Source organism: Fictibacillus terranigra, from assembly GCF_030412265.1.
Lineage (GTDB): Bacteria > Bacillota > Bacilli > Bacillales > Fictibacillaceae > Fictibacillus_C > Fictibacillus_C terrinigri.
The window spans coordinates 490,822-516,543 of the sequence record NZ_JAUHLN010000001.1; the positions used below are offsets into that span (position 1 = coordinate 490,822).

A 25,722-nucleotide genomic window follows, 5' to 3' on the forward strand; every position below is an offset into this window, starting at 1 on the left:
TTCAATTCAAGGGGGAAATAAGATGAATCATTGGGTGAAAAAGCTGGCATTGGGGATCGTCCTTCCAGGGATGCTGGTTCTTGGAGGCTGCGGCGCCAGCAAGTCTGGAGGATCCGCTTCAGGATCAGGAAAGAGTGGAATTCAACAACGAACGATCAAAGCAGGAATCGGGTTGAATGAAGACCATCCTGAAGGACAGGGAATGATCAAGTTCAAAGAGCTGGTGGAGAAGAAGAGCGGCGGGAAAATGAAAGTCCAAAACTTCTTCAGTGCCACTCTTGGTGATGATCAGAAGATGACAGAAGCACTGCAGGGCGGGCTTCAGGAGGTGACGGTTCCTTCTACATCTCCTCTTGTTGGAATGATCAAGGAATACGGTATTTTTGATTTTCCTTTCGTCTTCAATACCGAGGAAGAGGCTTATGCGGTACTGGACGGAAAAGTGGGACAGGAGCTTTTGAAGAAACTGCCTGAGCACAATCTGATAGGACTCGGATATTGGGAGAACGGCTTCCGTAACCTGACGAACAGTAAACATCCAGTAAAAACGGCGGAAGATTTTAAAGGGCTGAAGATCAGAACGATGCAAAACGAGGTTCATCTGGATGCCTTTAAAAAGCTGGGGGCCAATCCTTCACCGATGGCTTTTTCAGAAGTATTTACCGCTTTGGAAGGGAAAACGGTAGATGGCCAGGAAAACCCGCTCGCAACCATTAAATCAAGCAAATACGATGAAGTTCAGTCTTACTTAAGCATGACAAAGCACGTCTACACGCCGTTTGTTTTTCTCGTCAGCAAAAAATTCTGGGACGGGCTTTCTGAAGAAGAGCAGAAGATTATGAAAGATTCCGCGGTGGAAGCCGGTAAATACCAGCGCGACTTAAACCGCAAAGAAAATGAAAAAGCGCTGAAGGATCTTGAAAAGGCAGGCATGAAGGTCAATGAAGTATCTGATGCGGAAAAAGAAAAGATGAAAGAGATCATCAAGCCGGTGACCGATAAATACGCCAAGAAGTTTGGAGAAGACCTGGTCAATCAAATGATGGATGAAGTAGATAAAGCAAGAAACCAATAAAGAGAAGCACCATTTGAGGAGGAAGATGGATGGAAATCATATCACAGCTTCTTCATGACATACCCCTTCCAAAAATGTTGAGAGTTAAGCAGGTCTTCCATGCTCCAATGCTTGAGGACACAGCAGAGGAGGTTCGGAAAACCCTTAAGGATACCGGCCTTTTATCCAGAGTATCTCCTGGAGACCGGGTGGCCATTGCGGTTGGAAGCCGGGGGGTCGCCGACCTTCCTATCCTGGTCAGGGAAACTGCAGCTGCTGTTGAATCAGCCGGAGGGTCGCCTTTCATCGTTCCTGCCATGGGAAGCCATGGCGGAGCGACGGCAGAAGGCCAGCGGGAGGTGCTGGAACAGCTTGGTGTTACTGAGGCATCCGTGGGTGCGCCCATCCTTTCGAGCATGGAGGTCGTGCAGACTGGCATGCTGCCAAACGGCCTTCCGGTGTATACCGATAAACATGCGTATGAAGCGGATAAGGTCATCGTTATTAACCGGATCAAGCCGCATACCGCGTTTCGCGGTCCTGTCGAGAGCGGATTGATGAAGATGATTACGATCGGCCTTGGAAAGCAAAAAGGAGCAGAAGCTGCCCATGCCTACAGTTTTAAACACATGGCCGAGCATGTTCCGGAGATGGCTAAGATCGTTCTCTCCAAGGTTCCAATTATTTTTGGACTGGGATCCATTGAGAACGCTTATGACCGGCCGGCCAAAATCGTGGCGGTTCCGGCAGAAGAACTGGAACAGAGAGAGCCTGGCCTTCTGCTGGAAGCGAAGCAGCTTATGCCAAAAATCATGTTTGATCCGATCGATGTGCTGATCGTCGACGAGATCGGAAAAGATATTTCGGGCGACGGAATGGACCCGAACATTACAGGCAGGTATGCTACCCCGTATGCGTTTGGCGGGCCTAAAGTGTCACGGATTGCCGTACTCGGCCTGACCGGGAAGACACATGGAAACGCAAACGGAATCGGCATGGCGGACATGACGACAAGGGCATTGGTTGACAGCATCCATTGGGAAAAAGGGTATGCCAACGCCTTGACGAGTACGGTCACCGACGTCATCAGAGTGCCGATGGTTCTCGAAAGTGAGGAAATGGCTGTTAAAGCGGCGATCAAAACCTGCAATGCGTACGATCTTACAAAAGCCAGGGTCGTCCGAATAAAAAATACACTGGAGTTGGAGCATATCTGGATCTCGGAAAGCCTGATGGAGGAAGCGGCGGGACAAAAGGAAATCGAAGTGCTGTCCGAACCGGCAGCCATTCATTTAGCTGGCGAAAAAGGGTGATATTACTCGCTGTTTACAGCATGATGGTTCTTTCCTATACGGTGAACCTGTTTTTGGACAGCATCATGCTTGATGAAGTGACGGGGATCCTTGCCCTGCTTTCTCTTATTCTTTCCTTTCCGAAGGCATCAGGCTTGTACAAAACCACCGGCACGGTTTTCATGGTGATCGGCTTCTCTCTGTATCTCTATTTGCAGAAGCCGCTGCTTGAGCTTCCGCATTACATGAATTCAACGGTGGTCCTGCTCGTGATCTTCTATGTTCTTCCTTTTATCAACAGCATTATCATCGTCGGGCGGTACGATAAGAGTGTCAATAAACTGCTCAAGCGGCGCGCCGGCCATCTTGGGCAGCTCTATTACAGAAGCTCTCTTGCCAGTTTTCTGCTCGGCTCTTTTTTAAATATAGCGACCATTCCGCTCGTAGAATCGGTGCTGCGCCGCAATCTACATAAGGTGGAAGACCGTGTACGAGATCTTTTCATCAGCCGGGCGATGCTCAGGGGATATGCCCTTTGCCTGGCATGGAGCCCGATGGAAATCCTGGTGGCGATCAGTGTGGATATCACACACTCTGACTATGTTCGCTTGCTGCCGTGGCTTTTCTTGTTTTCTATGATTCTCTTAATGATTGACTGGCTGATTGGCCTGCGCTACCGGAGATACAGGATTGAGCAGTCTGCCGCGATGGAGGATGTGCCGCTTGATCCGGGAACACTCAATAAAGCAGCCATCCTTCTTGTGTATCTGAGTGTGTTTATCATCACTGTAATTGCAGCCAAAAGGTGGCTCGAAGTAAATTTTCTCATGTCCGTTGCCCTTGTCATCATCCCGTATTCGATTATCTGGGCGCTGCTCATTAAGAGGATTAAATCGTTTGGTTCTTATAGTTTAAGAGAATGGCGGAGGAGAGCCGGTTCGCAGCAAAATTATATGGTTCTGTTTTTGGCCGCCGGTTTTATGATAAGTACGCTGAAAGAAACATCCTTCTTGGACTATTTGCAGCAGCCGTTTGCTTCTGTTCAGCATGTGCCCTTTTATCTGTTTCTGATGATTCAGGTCATCTTTCTGGGGCTTGCCATGATTGGGTTTCATCCGCTCGTAACGATCAGCATTCTCGGTGAAGTCATTCAGCCTCTGCTGGGGCAGATCAATCCGCTTAGCTTTGCGATCGTCCTGATCTCTTCCGGTCTTTCCACCGTTATGGCAGGACCTTATAACATTACCGTTTCGTTAACTGGAAGTTTGCTGCATCAGAATCCATACCGCATTTCATTCTGGAACATTGGCTTTGCCTTTCTATACAGCAGTGCAGGAACCATCATCGCCCTGCTGCTCTTGTGAAATGGAAATGTGGCATTGCCAAAAAAGGAGGCCAAATGACAAAGATCACGGGTTTTCAGCTCTTTAAAGTAGCTCCCCGGTGGCTGTTTTTAAAAATTGAAACAGACGAAGGCATCTCGGGATGGGGAGAACCGATTGTAGAAGGCAAAGCGAGTACAGTGGAAACATGTGTGAATGAACTGAGCCACTATTTTTTAGGAAAGGATCCGCGCTGTATAGAGGATCATTGGCAGGTCATGTACCGCGGGGGATTCTATCGGGGAGGGCCGGTTTTTATGAGTGCCATCTCCGGAATCGAGCAGGCGTTATGGGACATCAAGGGCAAATTATATAATATGCCTGTTTATGAAATGCTGGGAGGCAAGGCCCGTGAAAAGATCAGAGTGTATTCATGGATCGGCGGTGACAGGCCGAGTGATGTCGCGGCTGAAGCAAAAATAAAATCAGAGCAGGGCTTCACCGCTGTAAAAATGAATGCAACAGAAGAAATGGACTATATTGATTCTTTTTCAAAGGTTGAAGACGCCATTAACCGAATAGGGGCCGTCCGTGATGCAGTAGGGAAGGATTTTGGAATCGGGATTGACTTTCATGGGAGAGTCCACAAGTCTATGGCTAAGATTCTGGCCAAAGAACTGGAGCCCTACCGTCCGATGTTTATTGAAGAGCCGGTGCTGCCTGAAAACAACGAAGCATTGAGGGAAATTGCCAGATACACTACCGTTCCTATCGCGACAGGAGAGAGGCAGTACACAAGATGGGGGTTCAAGCAGCTGCTGGCAGACGGATATGTTGACATCATTCAGCCAGACCTTTCCCATGCCGGCGGTATTCTGGAATGTAAAAAGATAGCAGCCATGGCTGAAGCATACGACGTTTCGGTTGCTCCTCATTGTCCGCTTGGGCCTATTGCATTGGCTTCTTCATTACAGCTCGATGCCTGTACGCCTAACGCGATCATTCAGGAGCAGAGCCTCGGCATTCATTACAACGAGGGCAGCGATTTACTGGATTATCTTGTGGATGCCTCTGATTTTAAATACGACGAGGGTTTTGTCGAGATTCCTCAAGGAGCCGGCCTTGGCATTGAAGTAAATGAGGAACGTGTGAAAGAGGCTTCTGAACGGGGCCATGAGTGGAGAAATCCTGTATGGAGAAATACAGACGGCAGTGTAGCTGAGTGGTAAAAGAAAAAGAGGCGGTGAAAGAACATGGAGTACCCCTATATTCAGAACACCTATAACCCGTATCGTGACAATGTTCAGGGAAAGGCCAATGAACCGATCTGTGTCGCTGGCCTCCTGGACCGGTCAAAGCAGATCGTCGGACACGCCTACGAAGGAGAAGCGCCGGATTGGACACTGGAGGAGATCTACAATCGGCTTCATGAGAATGCGCCGAGGATCGCTATCATCGGAGGTTCGCCTGACCATCCGGCACATATCATGGATTTTCAGACGTCTGCCAGAGCTGCTTTGCGGATATGGCAGAACGGCGGTGTTCCCTTTTATTTCTCAACGCCTGTCATGTGTGATGGGACAGCTCAAAGCAACCAGGGGATGAGCTATTCGCTTCAAAGCAGAAACGCGGTGGCGGAAATGGTGGTGAATCAGATCGAAGCTCATAGTTATCATGGCGCTTTCGTCATTCAAGGCTGTGATAAACAGCCTCTTGGCGTTGTAAGCGCCCTGGCTCATCTGGACCGCGTCCGCAATTACAGGGGGGAGGCACCTTTTTTTGCGACATTCGCACCAGCACACGTCTTGCAGGGAGGTACCATTCCTGCAGATTTATTCGAAGAGCTTGAGGCCGTAGCGAAAGCTGCAGAAGACGGAGGTGCTGAGGATATTGCCTTTGATCTTCGCGATGCCATGGCCTACATCCTTCAATGCTCTTCCAACACTGCTTTTCAGGGGGTGCTGCAGCGGGCAAAAGAAAGAGGATTCATCACCCAGGCCGCACATGATGACTATGAAAAACGCCTTGCAGTCAATACGTGTGACGGGCTTGGCGGTGTATGCGCCTTTAATGGAACAGGCAACAGTTCCCGTCATCTGGTAGCGGGAATGGGGCTCGTCCATCCTGAACTGGAGCTCCTTACGGATCCGCCAGCACAGGAGCAGATCAATAAGGCACTCGATTCACTGTCTGTCATGATTAATCAGCCGGCCTTTGGCGTTTCGAATATCATGGCGTCAAATATCAAGAATGCGATCCGGATCCACAGCGCTTCAGGAGGATCGACCAACTTGATGATGCATATAGTGGCGGGCATGCTGTATGGCGGCTACACGTTCAGCCTTCATGAACTCGACCGCATTCATCATGAGGTGCCGGTGCCCGATTTGTTCGATTACAGTTTGACCCAGGGCAGGGATATTTTTGCCTTGGCCATGCAGTGCTGCTCAGGCAACAGCCGGGGCATGGAGTCACTGTTTTATGAACTGATCCAGAACGGAGTTCCGATGGATGTGGATGCACCGACCGTAACCGGAACAAGCTGGCGGGACCGGCTGGAGAAGGATGGAAAGAGTCCCATCGAAAGGATTGCACAGAACCCCGTCATCCTTTCAAAGCCGAGGCGGCCATACAGTGGAGTGGATGTACTGACGGGGAATTTTTTCGAGAGTGCTGTCGTGAAAATCAGCGGGATGACCACCCGGCAGCTTGATGAGTTTGATAAGAAGGCAGCCTTTGTCCTTTATTATGAAAATGAAGAGGATGCGAATGAAGGCTTGCTTGATGCCAATCTGTTGGAGAAGCTGAAAAATGATCGTCAGTTCTCTCAAAAGAATCTTCTTGCGGCTCTGAAGCAGAATGCGCCCGAACAGTATTCGGCGTATGCTGAACTTGCCTATGACCCGTTGTTCGAGGCGATGGTGGAGGAAAGTATTCTAAAAATAGCCGTAGTGGTATCGGGGCAAGGACCTGCAGCGTTTGGCATGCCTGAAATGTTTACCCCGATGCAGCATATCAATGCCAGCCGTAAGCTGAAAAAACTGGCCACTCTCATCAGTGATGGACGCTATTCAGGCGTAACGTACGGAGCGGCTGTCGGCCACATGACGCCTGAAGCGAAGGAAGACGGCGGGATTCTCTACCTTCAGACAGGTGATGTTTTGTTCCTTGATTTTAGGGAGCGTTCGATTCAGTTCATGGAAGAAGATTCTTTTCAAAAAGGCGAGCAGGTCTTTGCGTTTGATCATATACGGCAGCAGCGGAAAGCCCTGGCAGAAAGACGGATGAAGACGATCCGCAAGCGTCAGCGGTCGGTGGCAGCGAGCAACCGTTTGACCAGCCATACCGATGCGGCGCACGGAGTTGTCCCGCTGCAAGTGTTTGAAGAAGCTGATCTCGATTATAGAAAAGATATCGCTTCCCTGAAATTGGCTGAACGTTAAGTAATCAAAAACGGAAAGGTGGAATGGAAGTTGGAACAGACAAGAAACGCGATTGAGAAACTGGGGTTTCCAGGACGAGACTGTCATGAGCTGCCAGATTCATCAAAAACTTTCCCGGATGGGGCACAGTATCGGGTGGAGATCCCCAGTGTGGAAGGCCCGGCTTCTTTTGAGGCTGTCGTAGAAGCGTGTGAGAAGTATGAGGTGGACATCCACCGGATTTCACAGGGAAGCGGCATCATGCTGCTGACGGATGAAGAGCTCGAACAGATGTCAGCCATCGGCAAGCGGGAAAACCTTGAGGTCAGTTTGTTTGTAGGGCCGAGGGGAACGTGGGATGTATCAGCCATGCAATGGGCGAGTGCCGGAAAAATAGCCGGCCTGCGCGTTCAGGGAATGGATCAGCTCGTTTATTCCATTGAGGATATAAAGAGAGCATGCAACGTCGGAATCAGGAGCATCCTGGTAGCGGATGAGGGGTTGCTGTGGCTCGTGAACGAGTTCAAGAAAATGGGAGAACTGCCGGGAGATCTTATCGTCAAAGTTTCCGTACAGGTCGCCCAGGCCAACCCCGTTTCCATCCGCCTGATGGAGCAGATCGGGGCCGGGACCTACAATGTGCCGACCGATCTGACGCTGTCGAGGCTGGCGGCGATCAGGCAGGCAGTTGACCTTCCGATCGATATTTATGTTGAAGTGCCGGACGATGTCGGCGGGTTTATCCGGCATTATGAAATTCCTGAGATCATCCGTGTAGCCGCTCCAGTTTACATCAAATTCGGCTTGCGGAACGCACCGAACATTTATCCTTCAGGTTCCCATCTTGAACCGACATCGATTGCCCTTTCGAAGGAACGAGTAAGAAGAGCCAAGCTTGGGCTGGAGATGATCAAGCGGTACGCACCTCATCTCAAGGTCTCCAAAAAGGGCGCTGAAGGCATTGCCATCCCCGTGTACGGTGAAAAAGTATGGACGTCGTAACGTTCGGTGAAACGATGGTCCTCTTCCATCCATCATCAGCCGTCCCTCTCCGCTTTGCGGGACAATTTGAAAAAACGATTGGAGGAGCAGAATCAAATGTGGCCATCGCCCTATCGAGGCTGGGACATCAAGCAGGATGGATCAGCAGGCTGGGGAATGATGACTTTGGTTTATATGTCCGGAATTTTATCAGGGGGGAAGGAGTGGACACCTCCAGGGTGGTATTCGACCAGGCAAGCCCTACCGCGGTTTTTTTCAAAGAAAAGCGTACAGAACAGGAGCCCAAGGTGCATTATTACCGCTCAGGTTCCGCGGCCAGCCGGATGATACCGGAAGACCTTGACGAAGACTATCTGGCCAAGGCAAAGTATCTGCATGTAACGGGCATTACTCCGGCGTTAAGCGAAAGCTGCCGAGATTCAGTGTTCCATGCCATTGCTCTGGCAAAACAGCACGGAGTGACGGTTGTTTTTGACCCTAATATCCGGTTGAAGCTCTGGAGCAAGGAAGAGGCAAAAAAAACCTTAGTGGAAATCGCCTCGCGAAGTGATATCGTCCTTCCGGGAATCGAAGAGGGGACCCTGATGACCGGCCGATCTCAGCCTGAGGAAGTGGCCCGGAACCTTTTGAGGAATGGAAGCAAGGCGGCCGTTGTGAAATTAGGGGCTGAAGGCGCCTATTATGATAATGGCAATGAAAGAGGTTATATTGAAGGTTTCCATGTTTCCCATGTGGTGGATCCCATTGGTGCCGGGGACGGTTTTGCCGCAGGTTTTCTTTCCGGCCTGTTAAGAGGATGGCCGTATGAGGAGGCAGTTAAGCTGGGTAACCGGGTAGGGGCCTATGCTGTAACGGTTTCTGGAGATGTGGAAGGCTATCCTTATTTTGATCAATTATTAAAGGACAATGAGGAAATCCTTAGATGAGAGGAGCAACGGTATGCTGCCAAAAGTGAACTTGCTTCAGGAATTAACGAAAAGCGGCATAATAGCTGTCATGCGCCGGATGCCGAGAGCACAAATCGCTCCCATCGCAGAAAGTATTGCAGAAGGAGGAGTCAGCGCAATAGAAGTAACGGTGGACTCTCCAGATGCCTTTCGGGTGATCGAAGAATTGTCAGATCAGCTTAAAGGCCGGGCGATCGTAGGGGCGGGAACGGTTATTGACGGTGAATCTGCGAGATTGGCCATTCAAAGCGGCGCTGAGTTCTTGTTTAGCCCCTCCTTGCATGAGGAGGTCATCCGCATGGCACTCCGCTATGGAAAAGTAGTGATGCCGGGAGTGATGACCCCATCAGAAATGATTCAAGCGATGGAGTGGGGAGCTGACATGGTGAAGCTTTTCCCGGCTTCTGTCCTAGGTTCGAAATACGTAAAGGACATCAGAGCTCCTTTTCCACATATCCCAGTCGTTCCAACAGGAGGGATTCATCTTGATAATACGGCCTCCTATATCAAGGCCGGCGCTGCTGCAGTCGGCATAGGAGGGAGCCTCGTCCCTTCAGAAGCCGTTCGAACCAAGGATTATACTTGGATTCAGCAAAACGCAGAGCAGTTTGTTTCAATCGTTAAAGGTGCACGTCAATCACTCTCGCTTACTGACAATATACCGTTAATGTGATTCTTTCCAATATGAGGTATGTTACTATTAGGGAAAGACAAGCCTACTAATCTTCTGTTAAAGGGTGATTGAAAATGCCGATTATTCAGTCCGTAGACCGTGCACTTCGAATTCTGGATCTTTTTGATGAATATGAAACCGAGCTGAAAATTACGGATATCAGTTCAAGAATGAACCTTCATAAAAGTACCGTCCATTCCTTGTTAAAGACGCTTCAGCATTATCGATACATTGAGCAGAATCCTGAAAATGGAAAGTACAAGCTGGGAATGAAGCTGTTCGAAAGGGGCAACTTTGTCATTCATAACCTGGACATTCGTTCCGTTGCAAAAAAGCATTTGTTGGAACTTTCCATGAAAACAGGAAACACGATCCATCTCGTTATTTTAGATGGAAAAGAAGGCGTTTACATCGACAAGGTAGAAGGTTCCGCTGCCACGATCCTCTATTCAAGGATCGGACGCAGAATTCCGGTTCATTGCAGTGCTGTCGGAAAAGCTCTCGTTGCGTTCAAAGGCCAGGATGAGCTGTATTCCATTTTAAAGGATTATGAGTATATCAGCCAGACTCCGAAAACGATCACGAATGAAAAAGACTTCCTGGCAGAATTGGATAAAGTCAAGGAAGAGGGGTATGCCGTCGATAACCAGGAAAACGAACCTGGCGTTTCCTGCACCGCCGTACCGATCAGGGATCACTCCGGGAACGTCATCGCGGCCATCAGCATGTCTCAGCCTGTTCACCGCATCAATAAAAAAACGGTAAACGAGATTGTCAGTATGCTGAAAGATACAGCAGAGAAAATCTCCCATGAGCTTGGCTTCGGTGTAAAAGCTTCTTCCAGCTGATCACGACAGCACTCCTCATGGCAGGAGTGTAACCAATTATGAAAACTCAGTTTTATAATATAAAACCAAGGAGAGTGACCAATGAGAATTTTACGATACAAAAACAAAAGAGAAACGATTGTATTAGCAGCGCTGGCAGATGATGAAAGAGTATACGACCTTCCTCATTCTGACTTTATGGAGCTTGTTTACGCTTCTGAACGTGAAGGCAAACCAACGATTCAATATGTGAAGGATCTAATCGCGGGACAAGAGCCGATTGAAGAAGCTTTTGATGAACTGCAGCTCGCCGTTCCGATTGCGGCGCCGGAAGTTTGGGCGTCAGGTGTGACCTATGAAAAGAGCAAGGATGCCAGAAACTATGAAGCTACCGCAGGGAAATTAGATGCGGACACATTCTACGACAAAGTATACGAAGCCGAACGCCCGGAGATCTTTTTTAAGTCAACAGCGGCCCGTACCATTGGACCCGGGCAGCCCGTCTATTTACGCAGTGATTCTGACTGGCAGATTCCTGAACCGGAGCTTGGGCTAGTGCTGAGCAAGAGCGGAAAGGTTCTCGGTTATACGGCAGGAAACGATATGAGCTGCCGGGACATTGAGGGTGAGAATCCTTTGTATCTTCCGCAGGCCAAGGTGTGGAAGCATTCGTGTGCCATCGGTCCGGTCATCTTGCTGGCTGAAGCGGTAGATGATCCGTATTCCTTTGACCTTGCGTGCCGAATCTACAGGTCGGATGAAAAAGTGGTGGAAGGAACGGCCAATACGAAGCAGCTGAAAAGAAGATTTGATGAGCTGGTAGAGTTTCTTGCCCGTGATAACGAATTGTTTGACGGAACCGTTCTTCTGACAGGAACTTGCATTGTGCCGCCGAATGAATTTACTTTAAAGGAAGGCGACCGGATTGAGATTGAGATTTCTTCGATCGGTGTTTTGAACAACCCGGTGAAAAAGCAGGAAAGCAAGATCCCAACGGCTCATTAACCCTTAAAAAGACTGAATCTTCAGGGAGATGGGAATTCATTGAAACTTTACACAAAAACCGCGCTTGTCACCGGGGCAGGTTCAGGAATCGGCGAGGCCATTGCCAAACGGCTGTCAGAAGAGGGCGCCTATGTGGTTATCGGTGGGAAAAAGAGTAGCGGAAGACATCAATGCTGGCAGAGAGTCGCTGCAGAGTTTACTTCCGTTGATGTGACAAAGCAAGCGGACATGAAGCGAGTGGTAGAAAGGGCTGCCGAAACGTTCGGCACCCTGGACATCCTTGTGAATAATGCAGGTGTGGGGAAAGCGGGTGCCCGGGAACAAATGAGATGCGCCAGCCGATCGGCCGGATGGGAACGCCTGAAGTCTTCTTTTATTACAGGAAGCCATTTGTGGCGGATGGCGGCTTAACGGCGAGGTTGTCGGACCTATCAGGCGCTTGCGCTTTTCTTTAAAGGAGGAAGTGGATATGAACTATAAAACGATCATGATGAAACCGCTGGACCATGTGGCAATCGCCTTAATGGATCTTCCACAAGGGGCATTGATCCATGTCCGGTGCGAAGAAAAAGTACACGAGGTGGAACTGAAGCAGGACATTCGCTTCGGCCATAAATTTGCGGTGAAACCGATTGGACAGGGCGGGGAAATTTTGAAATACGGTGAAGTCATCGGCAGGGCAGTTGCTGACATTGCAACCGGAGAGCATGTTCACGTTCATAATCTGGAAGGCATAAGAGGAAGGGGGGATAAAGTTGAATCCAGAGTTTAACACCAACGAATTGCTAGGGTACAGGAGGCCGGACGGGAAAGTGGGCGTAAGGAATCATGTTTTGATCCTTCCGACGATCACGTGCGCCACCCAGGCCGCAAAACAAATTACGGAACTTGTGCACGGAACTGTGAGCTTCATCCATCAGCATGGCTGTGCACAGGTGGGAGAGGACTATGACCAGACGTTTCGCACGTATGTAGGAATGGGATTGAACCCGAACGTGTACGGTGTAGTCGTCCTTGGCCTGGGCTGTGAGACCCATCAGGCAAGAAGCGTAGCTGGAGAGATCGCCAAGAGCGGCAAACCAGTGGAGGTCGTTTCGATTCAGGACCATGGAGGCACCTTGATGACGATCGCTGAAGGGGCACGGGTTGCGGCGAGAATGGTTCAGGATGCCTCCGCTCAGCGCAGGGAGCCCTTCGATTTTAGCGAATTGATCATTGGTACGGAATGCGGAGGATCGGACGCCTGCTCCGGCCTCTCTGCAAACCCGGCGGTCGGAGTTGTGAGTGATATGGTCGTGGATGCCGGCGGAACGGCCATCTTGGCGGAAACGACAGAGCTGATCGGTGCTGAACATTTATTGGCGAAGAGAGCCGTGAATGAAAAGGTAGCGAAGCGGGTGTATGAAGTGATCGAACAGATGGAAAGCAGGGCCATCCTGATGGGAGTTGATATCAGAACCGGTAATCCTAGTCCCGGAAACATTGAAGGGGGCTTGAGTTCACTGGAAGAAAAATCGCTTGGCGCTTCCAACAAATCTGGCAGCCGTCCACTGCAGGAGATCATTGATTATGCACAGTATCCGACCCAAAAGGGTCTCGTTTGGATGGATACACCGGGACATGATATCGAACAGCTGACAGGTATGGTCGCCGGCGGGGCTCAGGTTGTTCTGTTTACGAGCGGCCGCGGCACGCCGACAGGATCACCGATCGCGCCAGTGATCAAGATCTCCACCAACACGGCCATGTTCGAAAAGATGAGGGATAACATGGATTTGAACGCCGGGACGATCATCGATGGAGAAGAAACCATTCAAACGGCGGGAAAACGGATCTTTGAAGAAATTAAAGAGGTTTCTTCAGGAAAACTCACAAAATCGGAAGTGCTCAAGCAGCATGATTTTGGTATTTGGAGAATCGGGCCTACGTTTTAACCGCCTTCTGAATAGCAGAAGGATTTAAGCAAGTTTTTTCCTATCTGCTTTTCGATGCCAAAATAAAAGTAACTCAGATATATGCTTTAACCGAATCTAATAAATTAAAGGGAGAGATGAAAAATGACGGTACAAACACAAGTGAAAACCTTTCTGAACTATGTGAACGGTGAATGGGTAGAAGCATCCACAAATGAGACGATCCCTTGTATAAATCCAGCGAACAAATATGAAACGGTCGGCTACGTTCAAAAATCCGGCAAGGAAGATGTGGAACAGGCGGTATCTGCTGCTAAGAGAGCGCAAGTGGCCTGGAAGAAGCTTTCAGGTGCGGCAAGAGGCGAATACTTGTATAAAGCAGCGAGCATCTTGGAAAGCCGGGCGGATGAGATCGCAGAAACGATGACGAACGAGATGGGAAAAACGTTCGCTGAAGCAAAGGGAGAAACGTTGAGAGGCGTTGCAATCCTTCGCTATTATGCGGGAGAAGGGATGCGCAGGACGGGTGACGTCATTCCTTCCACCGATAATGAAGCACTCATGTTTACGACGAGAGTGCCTCTCGGAGTCGTCGGGGTCATCTCACCATGGAATTTTCCAGTGGCGATTCCGATCTGGAAGATGGCACCCGGGCTTATTTATGGGAACACGATCGTGATTAAACCGGCACAAGAAGCGGCGGTTACTGCCGTTAAGGTCATCGAATGCCTGGCTGAAGCGGGAATTCCTGCCGGAGTCGTAAACATGGTGACAGGCACCGGCTCTGTCGTCGGACAAGCGATCGTGGAGCACCCGGATGTGAATGGAATCACGTTCACTGGTTCGAACGCGACAGGAAAAGCGATCGGACAGGCAGCTCTCTCGCGGGGAGCCAAATATCAGCTGGAGATGGGCGGAAAGAACCCGGTCATAATTGCCGCTGACGCGGATCTTGATCTTGCCGTGGATGGTACGATCAGCGGGGGGCTCCGTTCAACAGGGCAAAAGTGTACAGCGACGAGCAGGGTCATCATCCATGAGGATGTTTATGATGTCTTCAAAGAAAAACTGCTGGCTAAAGTCAGAGAGCTGAAGGTCGGTCCTGGACTCGACGGGGAAACGTGGATGGGCCCTTGTGCCAGCGAAAAGCAGCTGGAGACGGTGTTATCTTACATCGAAAAGGGACAGGCAGAAGGGGCCGCGCTCCTCTATGGCGGACGTCAGCTGACCGAGGATGTCGCAAAGGATGGTTTCTATGTGGAGCCAACGATCTTTGAAAATGTAGAGACAGGCATGGCCATCTCTCAGGAAGAAATCTTTGGACCAGTACTTGCATTGATTAAAGTAAGTACGCTGGAAGAAGCGATCGAGCTGGCGAACGATGTGGAATACGGATTGAGTGCTTCGATCTACACGACCAATATCAGCCACATGCTCTCCTTTATCAATGATATGGATGCAGGACTTGTCAGGATTAATGCAGAAACAGCAGGTGTGGAGCTGCAGGCGCCGTTCGGCGGGATGAAGCAGTCCAGCTCCCATTCCAGGGAACAGGGGCAGGCTGCCATCGAATTCTATACGTCGATCAAAACCGTTTTTGTCAAAGGATAATAAAGATGAGGATTACATGATGGTGCCAGGCACCGTCATGTAATCCTCCTATTTCATTTAAAAAGGAGATGTCATATGAAAACGCTGACGTTTAAAAAAGATGGAAAATGGGCGCTTGGTGTAAAAACCGAGCGGGGTGTTCTGGATGTAAAGGAAGCTGTCCATCTATTGATGGCCGATGCTGAGGGGATTCCAGAAACCGTGGATGAACTGATTTTAAAGGGACAAAAGGGCAAGGAAGCTCTTCAACGACTGGCAGATACAGAAATCGCGTCGGATGACGTGTTTTACCGTGAGGATTCACTTACTCTCGGACCATGTGTGGTTTCTCCGCAAAAAATAATCTGTGTGGGTTTAAACTACAAAAAGCATGCGGAAGAGTCGAACATGGCATTGCCGGAAACACCGATTTTATTCAGCAAGTTCACCAATACCCTCGCGGGACACCTGCAAGAGGTCAGATTACCGGAGCGTTCCCTGCAAGTGGATTACGAAGTGGAGTTAGGGCTGGTGATCGGGAAGACGGCCCGCAATGTGGAAGTTGCAGAAGCAAGAAATTATGTTTATGGGTATTGTACGGCCAACGATCTCTCGGCAAGGGATCTTCAATTTAAAACCGGGCAATGGCTGCTCGGTAAAACGTGTGACGGTTTCAGTCCGGCCGGGCCTTACCTAGTGAGTGACGATGAGATAGAAGATCCGAACCGCTTGCCGCTGAAGACTGTCTTAAACGGATCTGTCCGCCAAGATTCCAATACATCGGATATGATTTTTTCCTGTGAGGAGATCATCAGCTATATCTCACAGCATATGACTCTCTATCCCGGTGATCTTATTTTAACCGGTACCCCTGAAGGTGTGATCATGGGTGAGCCTGAGGGCGAGAGGAATTGGCTCAAGGACGGAGATGAAGTGACGGTAGAAGTAGAAGGCCTTGGTCAATTAACGACGATTATGAGAAAATAAACAAAAAGAGAATAGGAGATACATATGGAGTTTACGACCGTCTTAATCATGGCATTGCTGCTCGGACTGAAGCATGCCCTTGATCCGGACCACATTGTGGCGGTGACGACAATCGTCAGCCAAAAGAAAAAAGCCCGGTTTTCCGCTCTTGTCGGGGCCTGGTGGGGAGTCGGGCATATGACGACAATCGTCTTGATCGGCAGCGCTATTATTTATTTCAACCTGCTCATCTCTCATTCCGTGGAAAAACTCCTTGAAGGCATTGTCGGTGCCATGATCATTTACCTCGGTGTAAAAGCATCTTACTCCCTGAGCACAGAAAAAAAGCAGGAGCACGCCGCAGATCGTGACAAAAACGGCTGGATGCTGAGACCGCTGATTGTCGGTTTACTGCATGGCCTCGCAGGCAGTACCGGTGTGGCTTATTTATTCCTCAGCACGATCGATGACAAGTATATGGGCTTATTATATCTGCTTGTCTTTGGTGCAGGAACCCTTCTGAGCATGGTACTCGCTACCATTCTGATCGGCATGCCTTATTCCTGGGCTTCGGATCATAAGAGGCTTAACCTTTTATTAACACGAAGCACCGGTATTCTGAGCGTCATCTTTGGAATCTATTATCTTTGTGAGATCCTGTTCCTTTCCTGAAAGGACAGGGTCTTTTTATTTATAATGGCTGATGGCCATGTTTTTTGCCTCGTCATAAATCGTTTGAAGCGGGAGATTATGCCTCTCGGCCAAAGCCCTGCAGTCCTCAAATTCCGGTGAAAACTTAATCTTTTTTCCCTGATAGATTCCAATCTTGACTGAAACCTCGCCCCACGCTGTTTTTGCTATGTAGAATTCCCTTCCGAGACGGTGACAGGAAACAGGAAAAAAGCGAAGGCCGAAACTGGTCGTTTCTTTGAAAATAATCTCTTCGAGTTCCGGCTGTCTGAGGGGAGTAGTAAGAACAGACAGTTTATAAGCTGGACGATTCTTTTTCATATAGATGGAAGTGTAATACACATCATTGGCACCCGCAGACAGCAGCTGGTCCATCGTAAAGCCAAGCACTTCACTGCTGCAGTCATCAAGGTTCACTTCAATCATAATCATCTCGTGATCAAGCTGTTCACGAGCGTGCCGGGATGAAAAATCAGTCATGTGGAAGGACTCCTTTTCTCTAAGTAATGTTGTTTACATTATACCAATTAAACACACGTTTAAGAAAAAAGCTTGTGGTCATCCTCTTTAGTGTTGAGGTATGATGATAAGAGATCGACTGGAAGCGTTAACATGGAGGGGATTTTGATGCTGAACAACAATGGCCAGCAAGACGTGAATGCAACGAGTTCGGAGACCAATATCCATACGGATTTTAAAAATAGTATGACCTACGGTGAGTATTTACAGCTGGATAAAATTTTATCAGCGCAGCGCCGGCTTTCCGGCCATCATGACGAGGTGCTGTTCATCGTTATCCACCAGGTGAGTGAGCTGTGGATGAAACTCATTCTTCACGAACTGCATTCAGCGATTGAATCGATCACGAACGACGACTTGTCCAGTGCGTTCAAAAAGCTGGCGAGGGTGTCAAAAACGCAGTCACAGATCATTCAGGCGTGGGATGTACTGTCCACGATGACGCCTTCCGAATACATGGAGTTTCGGGATTCGCTCGGACAGGCGTCCGGGTTCCAGTCTTACCAGTACCGAATGATCGAGTTTGCGCTCGGTTATAAGACGCCGCATGTATTGAAAATCTATGAGAAAGATCCTGAACTATTAGTAGAGTTGAAGAAGGCTTATGAAGCGCCAAGCCTCTATGATGCGGCCATCCGTGCATTGAACAAGGCCGGTTTGGCAATCGATGAAGAAGTGCTCAACCGTGACGTGAAGCGCACGTATCAAGAGAATGATTCGGTTCGCCAAGCGTGGACCACGGTCTACCGTTATCCAAACCAATATTGGGATCTGTATGAGCTCGCTGAGAAACTCGTAGATATTGAAGACTGGCTTCAGCAATGGCGCTTCCGCCATATGAAGACGGTTGAGAGAATCATAGGGTTCAAGATGGGGACTGGGGGTTCCTCTGGTGTCGGTTATTTGAAGAAAGTGCTCGACCAAAGGTTTTTCCCGGAACTGTGGGATATTCGGACGATATTATAAAAAGTAAGGGCCAAGGGGTGCGAAGTGACCATCTTGGTTTTTATTTTGGTCTTTATAGGTACATCTATCTATTAACTGATGATTTAAAATTAATATGAAAATAGTATATGTAGTCTATATTCTCGTTCCTCACGCTCTATTATACTTGCAATGTAACAATATTTTACAAAAGGGGGAAATTCAGTGAAAAAGAAGTATGTCATTCCAATGGTTTTAACCGCTTCACTTTTTGCATCTCCATTTGCGGCCTCTTCCGCATCTGCCATTGCCAGCACTGATTCAAAGCCTGTGTTCATTACTGAGGTAAAATCTCCGAAATTCAGCCACAAAAATGCAGCTAACGCCATTGCCTACTTACAGGAAAATAAATCAAAATTCGGTTTAAAGGATCCAAAAGGACATCTTAAAGAAAAGAAGGTGGAATCGGATAAGCTCGGAATGACGCATGTTCGTCTGCACCAATCCAAAAATGGTTTACCTGTTGAAGGTACAGAAGTCATTGTCCACTATAGAAAGGACGGAAGTATTGCCAGTGTCACAGGCTATTACAATAATACGGCAGAGGAAGCCGAATTGGATACAACAGCAGCCATCTCCTCGGGCAAAGCTTTAGAAATCGCGAAACGATCGGTAAAAGCTCCTGACTCAATTGACTACGAGCCGACGACTCAGCTCGTTGTTTATCCATACAACGGAAAAATGCACACCGCCTATAAAGTAAACGTAAACTTTCTTGGTGAAAACCCGGGTAACTGGTTCGTTTTTGTCGATGCCAAAACAGGAAAAGTCATCGATCAATATAATGGATTAATGCATGCAGACGAATTGAAGGCTTCCAAAGGCTCAGGGATCGGTGTAAAAGGAGCTCACCGTAATCTGCATATTTCCCACCAAAATTTAAAGGATGGAAATGGAACAACCTTCTTCTTAAAAGACATATCTCATGATAATCTTGCAGGAATTTCAACGTATGATTTTAAAAATCAGTGGCGTTCGGCTGAAGTGAACCTCCCAGGCGTGCTGTTTGCCAACAAAAGTGCTTCGTACAAGAGTGACTATGACCGTGCAGCCGTTGACGCCCATTACAACTCCGAGGAAGTATACCACTATTATAAAGATGAGCATGGACGCAACTCCATTGATGGTAAAGGGATGGAGATCATCTCATCTGTCCATTATGGCGTGGACTATAACAACGCGTTCTGGAACGGCGAGCAGATGACCTATGGAGACGGGGACGGCACGTTCTTTATTCCTCTGTCTGCGGCACTCGATGTTGCAGGGCACGAAATGACCCATGGAGTAACCACCCATTCTGCCGGCCTCCTGTACCGTAACGAATCCGGGGCGCTAAATGAAGCGTTCTCCGACATTTTCGGTGCCTTGATCGATTCAGATGACTGGGAAGTAGGCGAGGATGCGATGGCACAGGAAGCAGTGGAAAGCGGACGGCCATCTCTCAGAAGCTTAAGCCAGCCGGACAAGTACCCGGTGAATGCCGCCTATGTCCCATATGGCAACGGAAAAGGGATGTATCCAAAACACATGGACGAGTTCTACAAGCTGCCTCTCAGTCTTGATAACGGCGGTGTTCATATTAACTCCTCTATTATCAACCACGCAGCCTACCTGACTGGTGTTCAGATCGGCAAAGAGAAACTCGGAAAAATCTACTACCGCGCGTTAACCACTTATCTAACGCCAACCTCCAACTTTAAAGACGCACGCAGAGCGCTCATTCAATCAGCAGTGGATCTGTATGGTACAGGAAGTGAAGAGACTGACGCAACAGAAGATGGATTAAATAAGGTAGGAATTACGGAATAAGTCGATTCAGGAGCACCTATGCCATCCCCGTAAGGGAAGCATAGGTGTTTTTCTTATTAAACACTCGTTTAATGCTGTTTAAAAATCGCAGGATTCACATTGAAATGTCTGGACACAATTTTTTGGAAGACGGCGGACTCCCGTTTGATGTAAGGAAGGGAAGGAACAGGCTTAGGAACGCCGAAAATGGGTCCACTGACATTAATTGTGAAGCGTGAGGAACCGATGAAGCTTCCTGTCACACGGATTTGGTCAGCAATCAGCAGGATGGCGAGGCGCTGTCAATGACATCGATAAGAGTGGTGGCAGCCTGGCCGCTGCCAATGCCTTCTAATCGTGTACATCAGGTCAAGGGTCCTCCTAAAGAGGGACGAAATCCACCTGGTGTCACAAATACCCCGGTGATTGAAATTTGTCCAGTGAGAAGCAAGGCCGCTGTTGCCAGACTCAGCCCCCTCTGAAGGGCGGTTATAACCTGTAAATCGCTATCAAGTTTATTCGCTGTTTTTCCATGACCTTGTTCCTGTCAGTGCACTTGTTAATCCGTCCATCTTTAAGTACGTAAAAAGAAATGTTCAGATTGTCGAAGCCGCATCCACATTTGGCCAAGGCATCACGGTAGCCGACTTTAGGGATCACCCGGTGATCAATCCAGGCCAAAATGATTATTCTGTTATTGCCAATGACTTGGATTATGATGCATTTTTAAAGGATGTTTACACTGTTATCCGGTCTTAAAATACGCCTGTTTACATAAAGTTCACGTAATTTTAAGAGATGCTCAATCAATGCTTTACCAAATATTTAACTGTCTTAACATTGATCTGTTACTATTATCCTGACTTTATGCAAGCAGAAAATTTTCCTTATTCCTTAAACGGCATGGCCTTTTTAAGGATTAATTGTTCCATTCATTTACATCATAGGTAAAAATACCCTTTTTTACAATTCACTTTCTCTGATATGATCATAGCGGATTTCAATTTTTATCCAATGATAGATTAAGAGACTATGAATGAAAGAGGGGAAAGGGCAAGATGAAGGGAATCATGAGAACGATGGCATTGTCTGCTGCATTGATTGGAATGGGATCGGGAGTGGTTACACAAGTGGAGGCGGCTGATCACAGAACGAAAGTCGTAGACGTGGCCCATCGAGGGGCTTCAGGCTATGCACCTGAACATACGATCACCTCTTATAAAATGGGTGAAAGGCTTCATGGAGATTACATTGAAATTGATCTGCAGATGACGAAGGACGGCAAGCTCATTGCGATGCATGATGAGACTGTAGACCGGACAACGGACGGAACGGGCCGAGTGAAAGATTTGACGCTGGAACAAATTAAGCAGCTTGACGCCGGTTCTTGGTTTAATGAAAAGTATCCGCAATATGCCAATGAAGATTATGCTGGCCTAAAGGTTCCGACGTTAGAAGAGATTTTTAAGCGGTTTGGCAACCATAGAAACTATTACATTGAAACAAAAGCGCCAGATATTTACCCGGGCATGGAGGAAGAGCTTCTTCGTCTTGTGGATAAATACAGAATCAATAAGCGCACTTTATTGATTCAATCGTTCAGTAAGGAAAGCCTTCTGAGGGTAAAGGAACTGGATGCGTCGATCAAACTCGTCCAATTGCTGTCTTATAAAGAAGCAGCAGTCGCAACTGACGCTGAAATCGCCGCATGGAAAGAATATGCCGTTGGAATCGGGCCGAACTTTACGTATCTCGATCAAAACTATGTTCAAAAAGTAGTAAAAAGCGGGCTTCAGCTGCATCCGTACACGGTGAACGAAACCGCTGATATGAAGCGCCTGATCGACTGGGGTGTAACGGGCATGTTCACGAACTTCCCAGATCGGCTTCATCAATTGCTGAAGGAACAGAGAAAATAAAAAAAGAATGAAAAAAGCCGCTCATGGGGGATGAGCGGCTTTTTCGCTGCACCAGCCTTTATGCGGCGTTGAGCTTTTGTGCCTTTTTTGCTTTTGCTTGGACGAAAAGCATCATGATGGCACCGATTAACGGACCAGAAGCGAGTACAAGGAATCCGTAGAAGTAGCTTGAGGTAGCATCCACCACCATGCCGACAACAAGCGGGGAGATGAGTGAACCGAGCTGCCAAATCGCGTTGACGAGGCCCATCGCTGTCCCGACAAGCCGCTCTTCCACCAGTTCGCCGATAATGGCGGTCATCACGGGACTATAGATGAATGCTGTGACCCCAAGGATCGCCGTGAGTGTGAAGAGAATTCCTGTATGTGTGTTTACACCAAACCAAATAAGAACGGGTGCGAACAAAAACAGCGCCCAAAACGCGATCGTCTTTTTATTAAGATAGTCGGACACGAATCCGATGAGCGGCTTGCACAAAAGACCCGCCATGCCATAAACAGCCATCATTTTGCCCGCCGCAACTAACGAAAGGTGGAGCGAATGGTTTAAGTACGCATTGGCCCAAGTGGCGGTCCCCCAGGTTGCCCAAAGTCCGCCAAATCCTGCAATTCCTGCGAGAATGAGGTTTTTATTGTTTAGAACGGTGAGGATCTCACTCATGGAAGAGACGGATTTCTTTGTTCCTTGATAGCTGCTGGTTTCTTTCAGGAAAAAGAAGCTTAGCACGATGCCCGCGATGGGCAGAAGCCCCGCAACGATAAAAGCAGAACGCCAGCCGTGAGCGGCAGCAACCGAAGGTACAAACAAGTTCACAACAGTCACTCCAAGCGAAGTGGCTGTCATGAAAAAGCCGATCGCGATCCCTCTTCGTTTAGGGGAGATATGATCGAATATAGCAGCGAGAGATGCCGCAAAGATTGCACCAGAGCCGAGCCCTGCCAGAAGCCGGAAGACAAATCCCTGCTCAAAAGAATGAACGGTCGACATCGTAAGGGTGAAAATCCCCATCATAAAATACGAACTCAGCAGCACTTTCCGGTAGCCGAACCGGTCGGTCAGTATGCCGCCCGGAAACTGTGTAATCACATACCCGATATAAAACGCAGTCATGTAGCTTCCGGCATCGGCCGCTGACAATCCCATCTCTTTTGCAGCAAGAGGAAGGACAGGAGGCCACGAAAGTCTGTCCACAAACGAAAACATATACGCCATCCAGACAAGAACAATGACAGCCACTTGCCGGATCCAATTTTTTCTCATAAATGATATCTCCTTGTAACGGTTTGTGATCAAAGGCCATCTTCTTCGTCAGACGCTCCTCTTCCTCATGTACGTCCAGATACATTCTAAGAGAGTCGCCGTTTGCTTCCTTCAAGAGGCCGCTAACAAACCTATCAGTTATTACACATTATTAAATATAACAAATGAAGCACGATTAAACATAAAAAAAACCTTCCTGAATTAAAGTTCCAAGAAGGTTTAAACGGTGAAAAAGGCAAGCACGGATAAAATGACCGAGGTCACAGTCATCGCGGCGAGCGGACGAAGTGCACGGTCTCGAAGTGCATGGAAGCTGATGTTCAAGCCGAGTCCGACCATCGCCATCGTAAGGATGAAGGTACTGAGGTTTGAGATGTCATCCAGCACTCGTGAGGAGACGGGAATGACGCCACCCAAGATATAACTGCCGATCAGGCTCATGACGATGAATCCGATGAGAAACCAGGGGAACTCTACTTTTGCCGCGTCTTCATGCTTTTCGGGTGAGCGTTTTTTCATCCGATACATAAAGAAAAAGCAGAGCGGAACGAGCAGAAAGACGCGCCCCAGTTTTGCGAGCAAGGCCACCGCCAAAGCATCCTGGCCGGCCGGTGCACCCGCCAATGCGACATGGGCGATCTCATGCAGGGAAATGCCCGCCCACGTTCCATATTCGGTGTCCGACAAGGGGAGCCAGGGCAGGAGCACAGTATAAAGGATAGAGAACAGCGTCCCCATCAAGGCGATGATCCCGACGCTGATCGCCGTGTCTTCTTCCCTGGATTTTACGATCGTGGAGATGGCGGCAATGGCCGCTGCTCCGCACACACCTGTACCAACACCAAGCAGCAGGGAGATCGAAGCGTCAGCTTTCAGCCATTTGGATAGTGCGTACATCACAAGGATAGCGAAGGCAACGGATCCGATGCCCCGGACGAGCAGAGGCAGCCCCTGATGAAAAATAATGTCGATGTTTAGTTTTAATCCATATAAAATAATTGCAAAGCGCAGCAGTCTTTTTGATGAAAACTCGATGCCTGACCTGAGTTTTTCAGGATAGCCGGAAACTTGCCGGAAAACGACTGCAATCAGGATCGCACTGGCAAGCGGTCCAATGTGATCGAATCCAGGCAGTTTGGATAAGCCTAATCCCAGGATCGCGATAAAAAAGGTAAAACCAATGCCGGCAAGCCAAAACAGGCGCGAACCTTTTACGATGTTATTCGATTTTTCGGTGTATTCCATAGGCCGTTCCTCCTGTATGATTTCATGTTACTCCCGTACGATGTATAAGTAAAATCACTCTTTTGGATGCTGATGATAACTAATTTGTTATAAATGAGTTAAACTAAGATTTAAACAGATGTTTAAAAACGGAGGGGAGAGACTGTGGATCAGGAGCTGTACGTGTTTGTGACAGTCGTTGAAAAAGCCAATTTTTCGAATGCTGCTGAAGCTTTGCATATCACCCAGCCGGCAGTGAGCCGATACATTAAAAACTTAGAGGGGAAAATGAACGCGAAACTGCTGGAGCGCAGCAACAAGATGGTGCAGATGACAAAGGCTGGTGAGATCGTCTATCATCACGCGAAGGAAATTTTATCATTGCACGGGAAGATGAATGTGCTTGTCGCTGACTTGATGAGTGAACCGAGCGGCAGACTGAGCATTGGTGCAAGCTATACATTTGGTGAATATATCCTGCCTCACATCATCGCATCGATCCGTTTGGAATTTCCGAGGATCCATCCGTCCATCATGATCGGCAACACCCGAGAAATCGTTCATCAAGTGGCAACCCGGCAGATTGATATGGGAATTATTGAAGGTAAGATGACAGATGAGCACGTCGTAATGGAGCGGTTTTCGGCAGACAGCTTGGTGGTAGTTGTTTCAGCCGGACATGAGCTTGCTCAGAAGGCAGAGGTTTCGTTCTCGGATCTTGAGGATGAAACGTGGATTGTCCGCGAGCAGGGGTCCGGAACCCGTGAGGCAACTGAGCAGATGTTTACTGACCACCACATTACTCCAGGTTCGGTCATGGAGTTCGGCAGCACACAGATCATTAAAGAGTCGGTTGAAGCAGGGCTCGGCATTTCTTTTCTTTCCACATGGACGATACGGAAGGAGTTGGCTCTAGGAACGCTTAGAGTCCTTGATCTGACGGGCTTTCCGGTGCAGCGCCAGTTCACGCTGGTCACGCAGGATACGGAATTTCGGACGAAGGCAATGGAAGTGTTTTTGAGGGTTCTGAAGCAGGGATGAGGTTTGTTTTTTGTGCGTTTCCCGAAAAAGTGTAGTACTATTCTACAAAAGAGCAATACATCAAGGGAGGTTGCTGTTTTGCAGAAAAGATATGGATGATCTCGTGAAAAGTGACCAATGTTTCTTTGTCGCGACAGGCATTACAGATGGCATTCTCTTGAATGGTGTCCGCAAAAAAAGCGGAGGAGCCCTATTTACCCACTCGTTCATCACCGTGGGCGGAAAAGGCAGCTATTTTCAATTTATCGAGACCCGCCATTAAGATGGCGGGTTTTATGATGAA

At 48.4% G+C, this 25,722-nt stretch carries 24 protein-coding genes; 21 read left to right on the forward strand and 3 right to left on the reverse strand.

The window, feature by feature from the left end; genetic code table 11:
* The first annotated feature begins 22 nt into the window (after nucleotides 1–22).
* The 16 genes from QYF49_RS02450 to QYF49_RS02525 all read left to right on the forward strand — a co-directional run bounded on the left by QYF49_RS02450 (nucleotide 23) and on the right by QYF49_RS02525 (nucleotide 16,685).
* Nucleotides 23–1,075 (forward strand): TRAP transporter substrate-binding protein, encoded by a 1,053-nt coding sequence (locus QYF49_RS02450; protein WP_290398042.1) that lies wholly within the window; start codon nucleotides 23–25, stop codon nucleotides 1,073–1,075.
* 29 nt (nucleotides 1,076–1,104) lie between these two features.
* Complete coding sequence (locus tag QYF49_RS02455; protein WP_290398043.1) at nucleotides 1,105–2,367, forward strand: nickel pincer cofactor-dependent isomerase, group 22; 1,263 nt, start codon at nucleotides 1,105–1,107, stop codon at nucleotides 2,365–2,367.
* A complete protein-coding gene (locus tag QYF49_RS02460) occupies nucleotides 2,364–3,710 on the forward strand; it encodes a hypothetical protein (RefSeq protein ID WP_290398044.1) in 1,347 nt (448 codons plus the stop codon). The genes QYF49_RS02455 and QYF49_RS02460 overlap by 4 nt, the downstream gene beginning before the upstream one ends.
* Nucleotides 3,711–3,745: 35 nt before the next feature.
* Nucleotides 3,746–4,897, forward strand: a complete 1,152-nt coding sequence (dgoD, locus tag QYF49_RS02465; RefSeq protein ID WP_290398045.1) for a galactonate dehydratase — start codon at nucleotides 3,746–3,748, stop codon at nucleotides 4,895–4,897.
* A 24-nt stretch (nucleotides 4,898–4,921) separates the two neighbouring features.
* Nucleotides 4,922–7,111, forward strand: a complete 2,190-nt coding sequence (locus QYF49_RS02470; protein ID WP_290398046.1) for a dihydroxy-acid dehydratase domain-containing protein — start codon at nucleotides 4,922–4,924, stop codon at nucleotides 7,109–7,111.
* 30 nt (nucleotides 7,112–7,141) lie between these two features.
* A complete protein-coding gene (locus tag QYF49_RS02475; RefSeq protein WP_290398047.1) occupies nucleotides 7,142–8,092 on the forward strand; it encodes a U32 family peptidase in 951 nt (316 codons plus the stop codon).
* Entirely contained in the window at nucleotides 8,080–9,018 is a 939-nt protein-coding gene (locus QYF49_RS02480) for a sugar kinase (RefSeq protein ID WP_290398048.1), read from the forward strand. The genes QYF49_RS02475 and QYF49_RS02480 overlap by 13 nt, the downstream gene beginning before the upstream one ends.
* A 13-nt stretch (nucleotides 9,019–9,031) precedes the next feature.
* Nucleotides 9,032–9,712 carry a bifunctional 4-hydroxy-2-oxoglutarate aldolase/2-dehydro-3-deoxy-phosphogluconate aldolase gene (locus QYF49_RS02485; protein WP_290398049.1) on the forward strand — a complete coding sequence of 227 codons (681 nt, stop codon included), beginning with the start codon at nucleotides 9,032–9,034 and terminating at the stop codon, nucleotides 9,710–9,712.
* A 74-nt stretch (nucleotides 9,713–9,786) separates the two neighbouring features.
* Entirely contained in the window at nucleotides 9,787–10,560 is a 774-nt protein-coding gene (locus tag QYF49_RS02490) for an IclR family transcriptional regulator (protein ID WP_290398050.1), read from the forward strand.
* Between the two features lie 81 nt (nucleotides 10,561–10,641).
* Nucleotides 10,642–11,544, forward strand: coding sequence for a fumarylacetoacetate hydrolase family protein (locus QYF49_RS02495; protein ID WP_290398051.1), 903 nt, complete (start codon nucleotides 10,642–10,644; stop codon nucleotides 11,542–11,544).
* 39 nt (nucleotides 11,545–11,583) lie between these two features.
* Nucleotides 11,584–11,955: an SDR family NAD(P)-dependent oxidoreductase gene (locus QYF49_RS02500; RefSeq protein ID WP_290398052.1), complete on the forward strand. Its 372-nt coding sequence runs from the start codon at nucleotides 11,584–11,586 to the stop codon at nucleotides 11,953–11,955.
* Between the two features lie 58 nt (nucleotides 11,956–12,013).
* Nucleotides 12,014–12,316 (forward strand): UxaA family hydrolase, encoded by a 303-nt coding sequence (locus QYF49_RS02505; RefSeq protein ID WP_290398053.1) that lies wholly within the window; start codon nucleotides 12,014–12,016, stop codon nucleotides 12,314–12,316.
* Complete coding sequence (locus tag QYF49_RS02510; RefSeq protein WP_290398054.1) at nucleotides 12,300–13,478, forward strand: UxaA family hydrolase; 1,179 nt, start codon at nucleotides 12,300–12,302, stop codon at nucleotides 13,476–13,478. Before QYF49_RS02505 ends, QYF49_RS02510 begins: the two co-directional genes overlap by 17 nt.
* A gap of 123 nt (nucleotides 13,479–13,601) precedes the next feature.
* Nucleotides 13,602–15,068 carry an alpha-ketoglutaric semialdehyde dehydrogenase GucD gene (gucD, locus tag QYF49_RS02515; RefSeq protein WP_290398055.1) on the forward strand — a complete coding sequence of 489 codons (1,467 nt, stop codon included), beginning with the start codon at nucleotides 13,602–13,604 and terminating at the stop codon, nucleotides 15,066–15,068.
* 75 nt (nucleotides 15,069–15,143) lie between these two features.
* Nucleotides 15,144–16,034: a fumarylacetoacetate hydrolase family protein gene (locus tag QYF49_RS02520; RefSeq protein ID WP_290398056.1), complete on the forward strand. Its 891-nt coding sequence runs from the start codon at nucleotides 15,144–15,146 to the stop codon at nucleotides 16,032–16,034.
* A gap of 24 nt (nucleotides 16,035–16,058) precedes the next feature.
* On the forward strand, nucleotides 16,059–16,685 hold the full coding sequence (locus QYF49_RS02525) for an urease accessory protein UreH domain-containing protein (RefSeq protein ID WP_290398057.1): 627 nt from the start codon (nucleotides 16,059–16,061) through the stop codon (nucleotides 16,683–16,685).
* Nucleotides 16,686–16,700: 15 nt separating this feature from the next.
* Here QYF49_RS02525 and larC2 read toward each other — a convergent pair whose 3' ends face one another.
* On the reverse strand, nucleotides 16,701–17,183 hold the full coding sequence (gene larC2, locus QYF49_RS02530; protein WP_290398058.1) for a nickel pincer cofactor biosynthesis protein LarC2: 483 nt from the start codon (nucleotides 17,181–17,183) through the stop codon (nucleotides 16,701–16,703).
* A 147-nt stretch (nucleotides 17,184–17,330) separates the two neighbouring features.
* On the opposite strand from larC2, the gene kynA reads away from it, so the two are divergent.
* The 3 genes from kynA (at nucleotide 17,331) to QYF49_RS02545 (ending at nucleotide 21,913) form a co-directional block, all read left to right on the forward strand.
* Nucleotides 17,331–18,188 carry a tryptophan 2,3-dioxygenase gene (gene kynA, locus QYF49_RS02535; RefSeq protein WP_290398059.1) on the forward strand — a complete coding sequence of 286 codons (858 nt, stop codon included), beginning with the start codon at nucleotides 17,331–17,333 and terminating at the stop codon, nucleotides 18,186–18,188.
* Nucleotides 18,189–18,371: 183 nt separating this feature from the next.
* Nucleotides 18,372–20,015: a M4 family metallopeptidase gene (locus QYF49_RS02540; RefSeq protein ID WP_290398060.1), complete on the forward strand. Its 1,644-nt coding sequence runs from the start codon at nucleotides 18,372–18,374 to the stop codon at nucleotides 20,013–20,015.
* A 1,037-nt stretch (nucleotides 20,016–21,052) separates the two neighbouring features.
* The gene (locus QYF49_RS02545; RefSeq protein ID WP_425589536.1) at nucleotides 21,053–21,913 is read left to right on the forward strand and encodes a glycerophosphodiester phosphodiesterase; all 861 of its coding nucleotides are present in this window, start codon (nucleotides 21,053–21,055) and stop codon (nucleotides 21,911–21,913) included.
* Nucleotides 21,914–21,971: 58 nt separating this feature from the next.
* Here the strand turns inward: QYF49_RS02545 and QYF49_RS02550 are convergent, their stop codons facing one another.
* Together QYF49_RS02550 and QYF49_RS02555 are read right to left on the reverse strand one after the other, a co-directional pair.
* Entirely contained in the window at nucleotides 21,972–23,174 is a 1,203-nt protein-coding gene (locus tag QYF49_RS02550; RefSeq protein WP_290398061.1) for an MFS transporter, read from the reverse strand.
* A 219-nt stretch (nucleotides 23,175–23,393) separates the two neighbouring features.
* The gene (locus QYF49_RS02555; RefSeq protein WP_290398062.1) at nucleotides 23,394–24,419 is read right to left on the reverse strand and encodes a YeiH family protein; all 1,026 of its coding nucleotides are present in this window, start codon (nucleotides 24,417–24,419) and stop codon (nucleotides 23,394–23,396) included.
* Between the two features lie 144 nt (nucleotides 24,420–24,563).
* Here QYF49_RS02555 and QYF49_RS02560 point away from each other — a divergent pair, with 144 nt between their 5' ends.
* Together QYF49_RS02560 and QYF49_RS02565 are read left to right on the forward strand one after the other, a co-directional pair.
* Nucleotides 24,564–25,439: a LysR family transcriptional regulator gene (locus QYF49_RS02560; protein ID WP_290398063.1), complete on the forward strand. Its 876-nt coding sequence runs from the start codon at nucleotides 24,564–24,566 to the stop codon at nucleotides 25,437–25,439.
* 91 nt (nucleotides 25,440–25,530) lie between these two features.
* Nucleotides 25,531–25,701, forward strand: a complete 171-nt coding sequence (locus QYF49_RS02565; RefSeq protein WP_290399022.1) for a fructose-bisphosphatase class II — start codon at nucleotides 25,531–25,533, stop codon at nucleotides 25,699–25,701.
* Nucleotides 25,702–25,722: the final 21 nt, after the last annotated feature.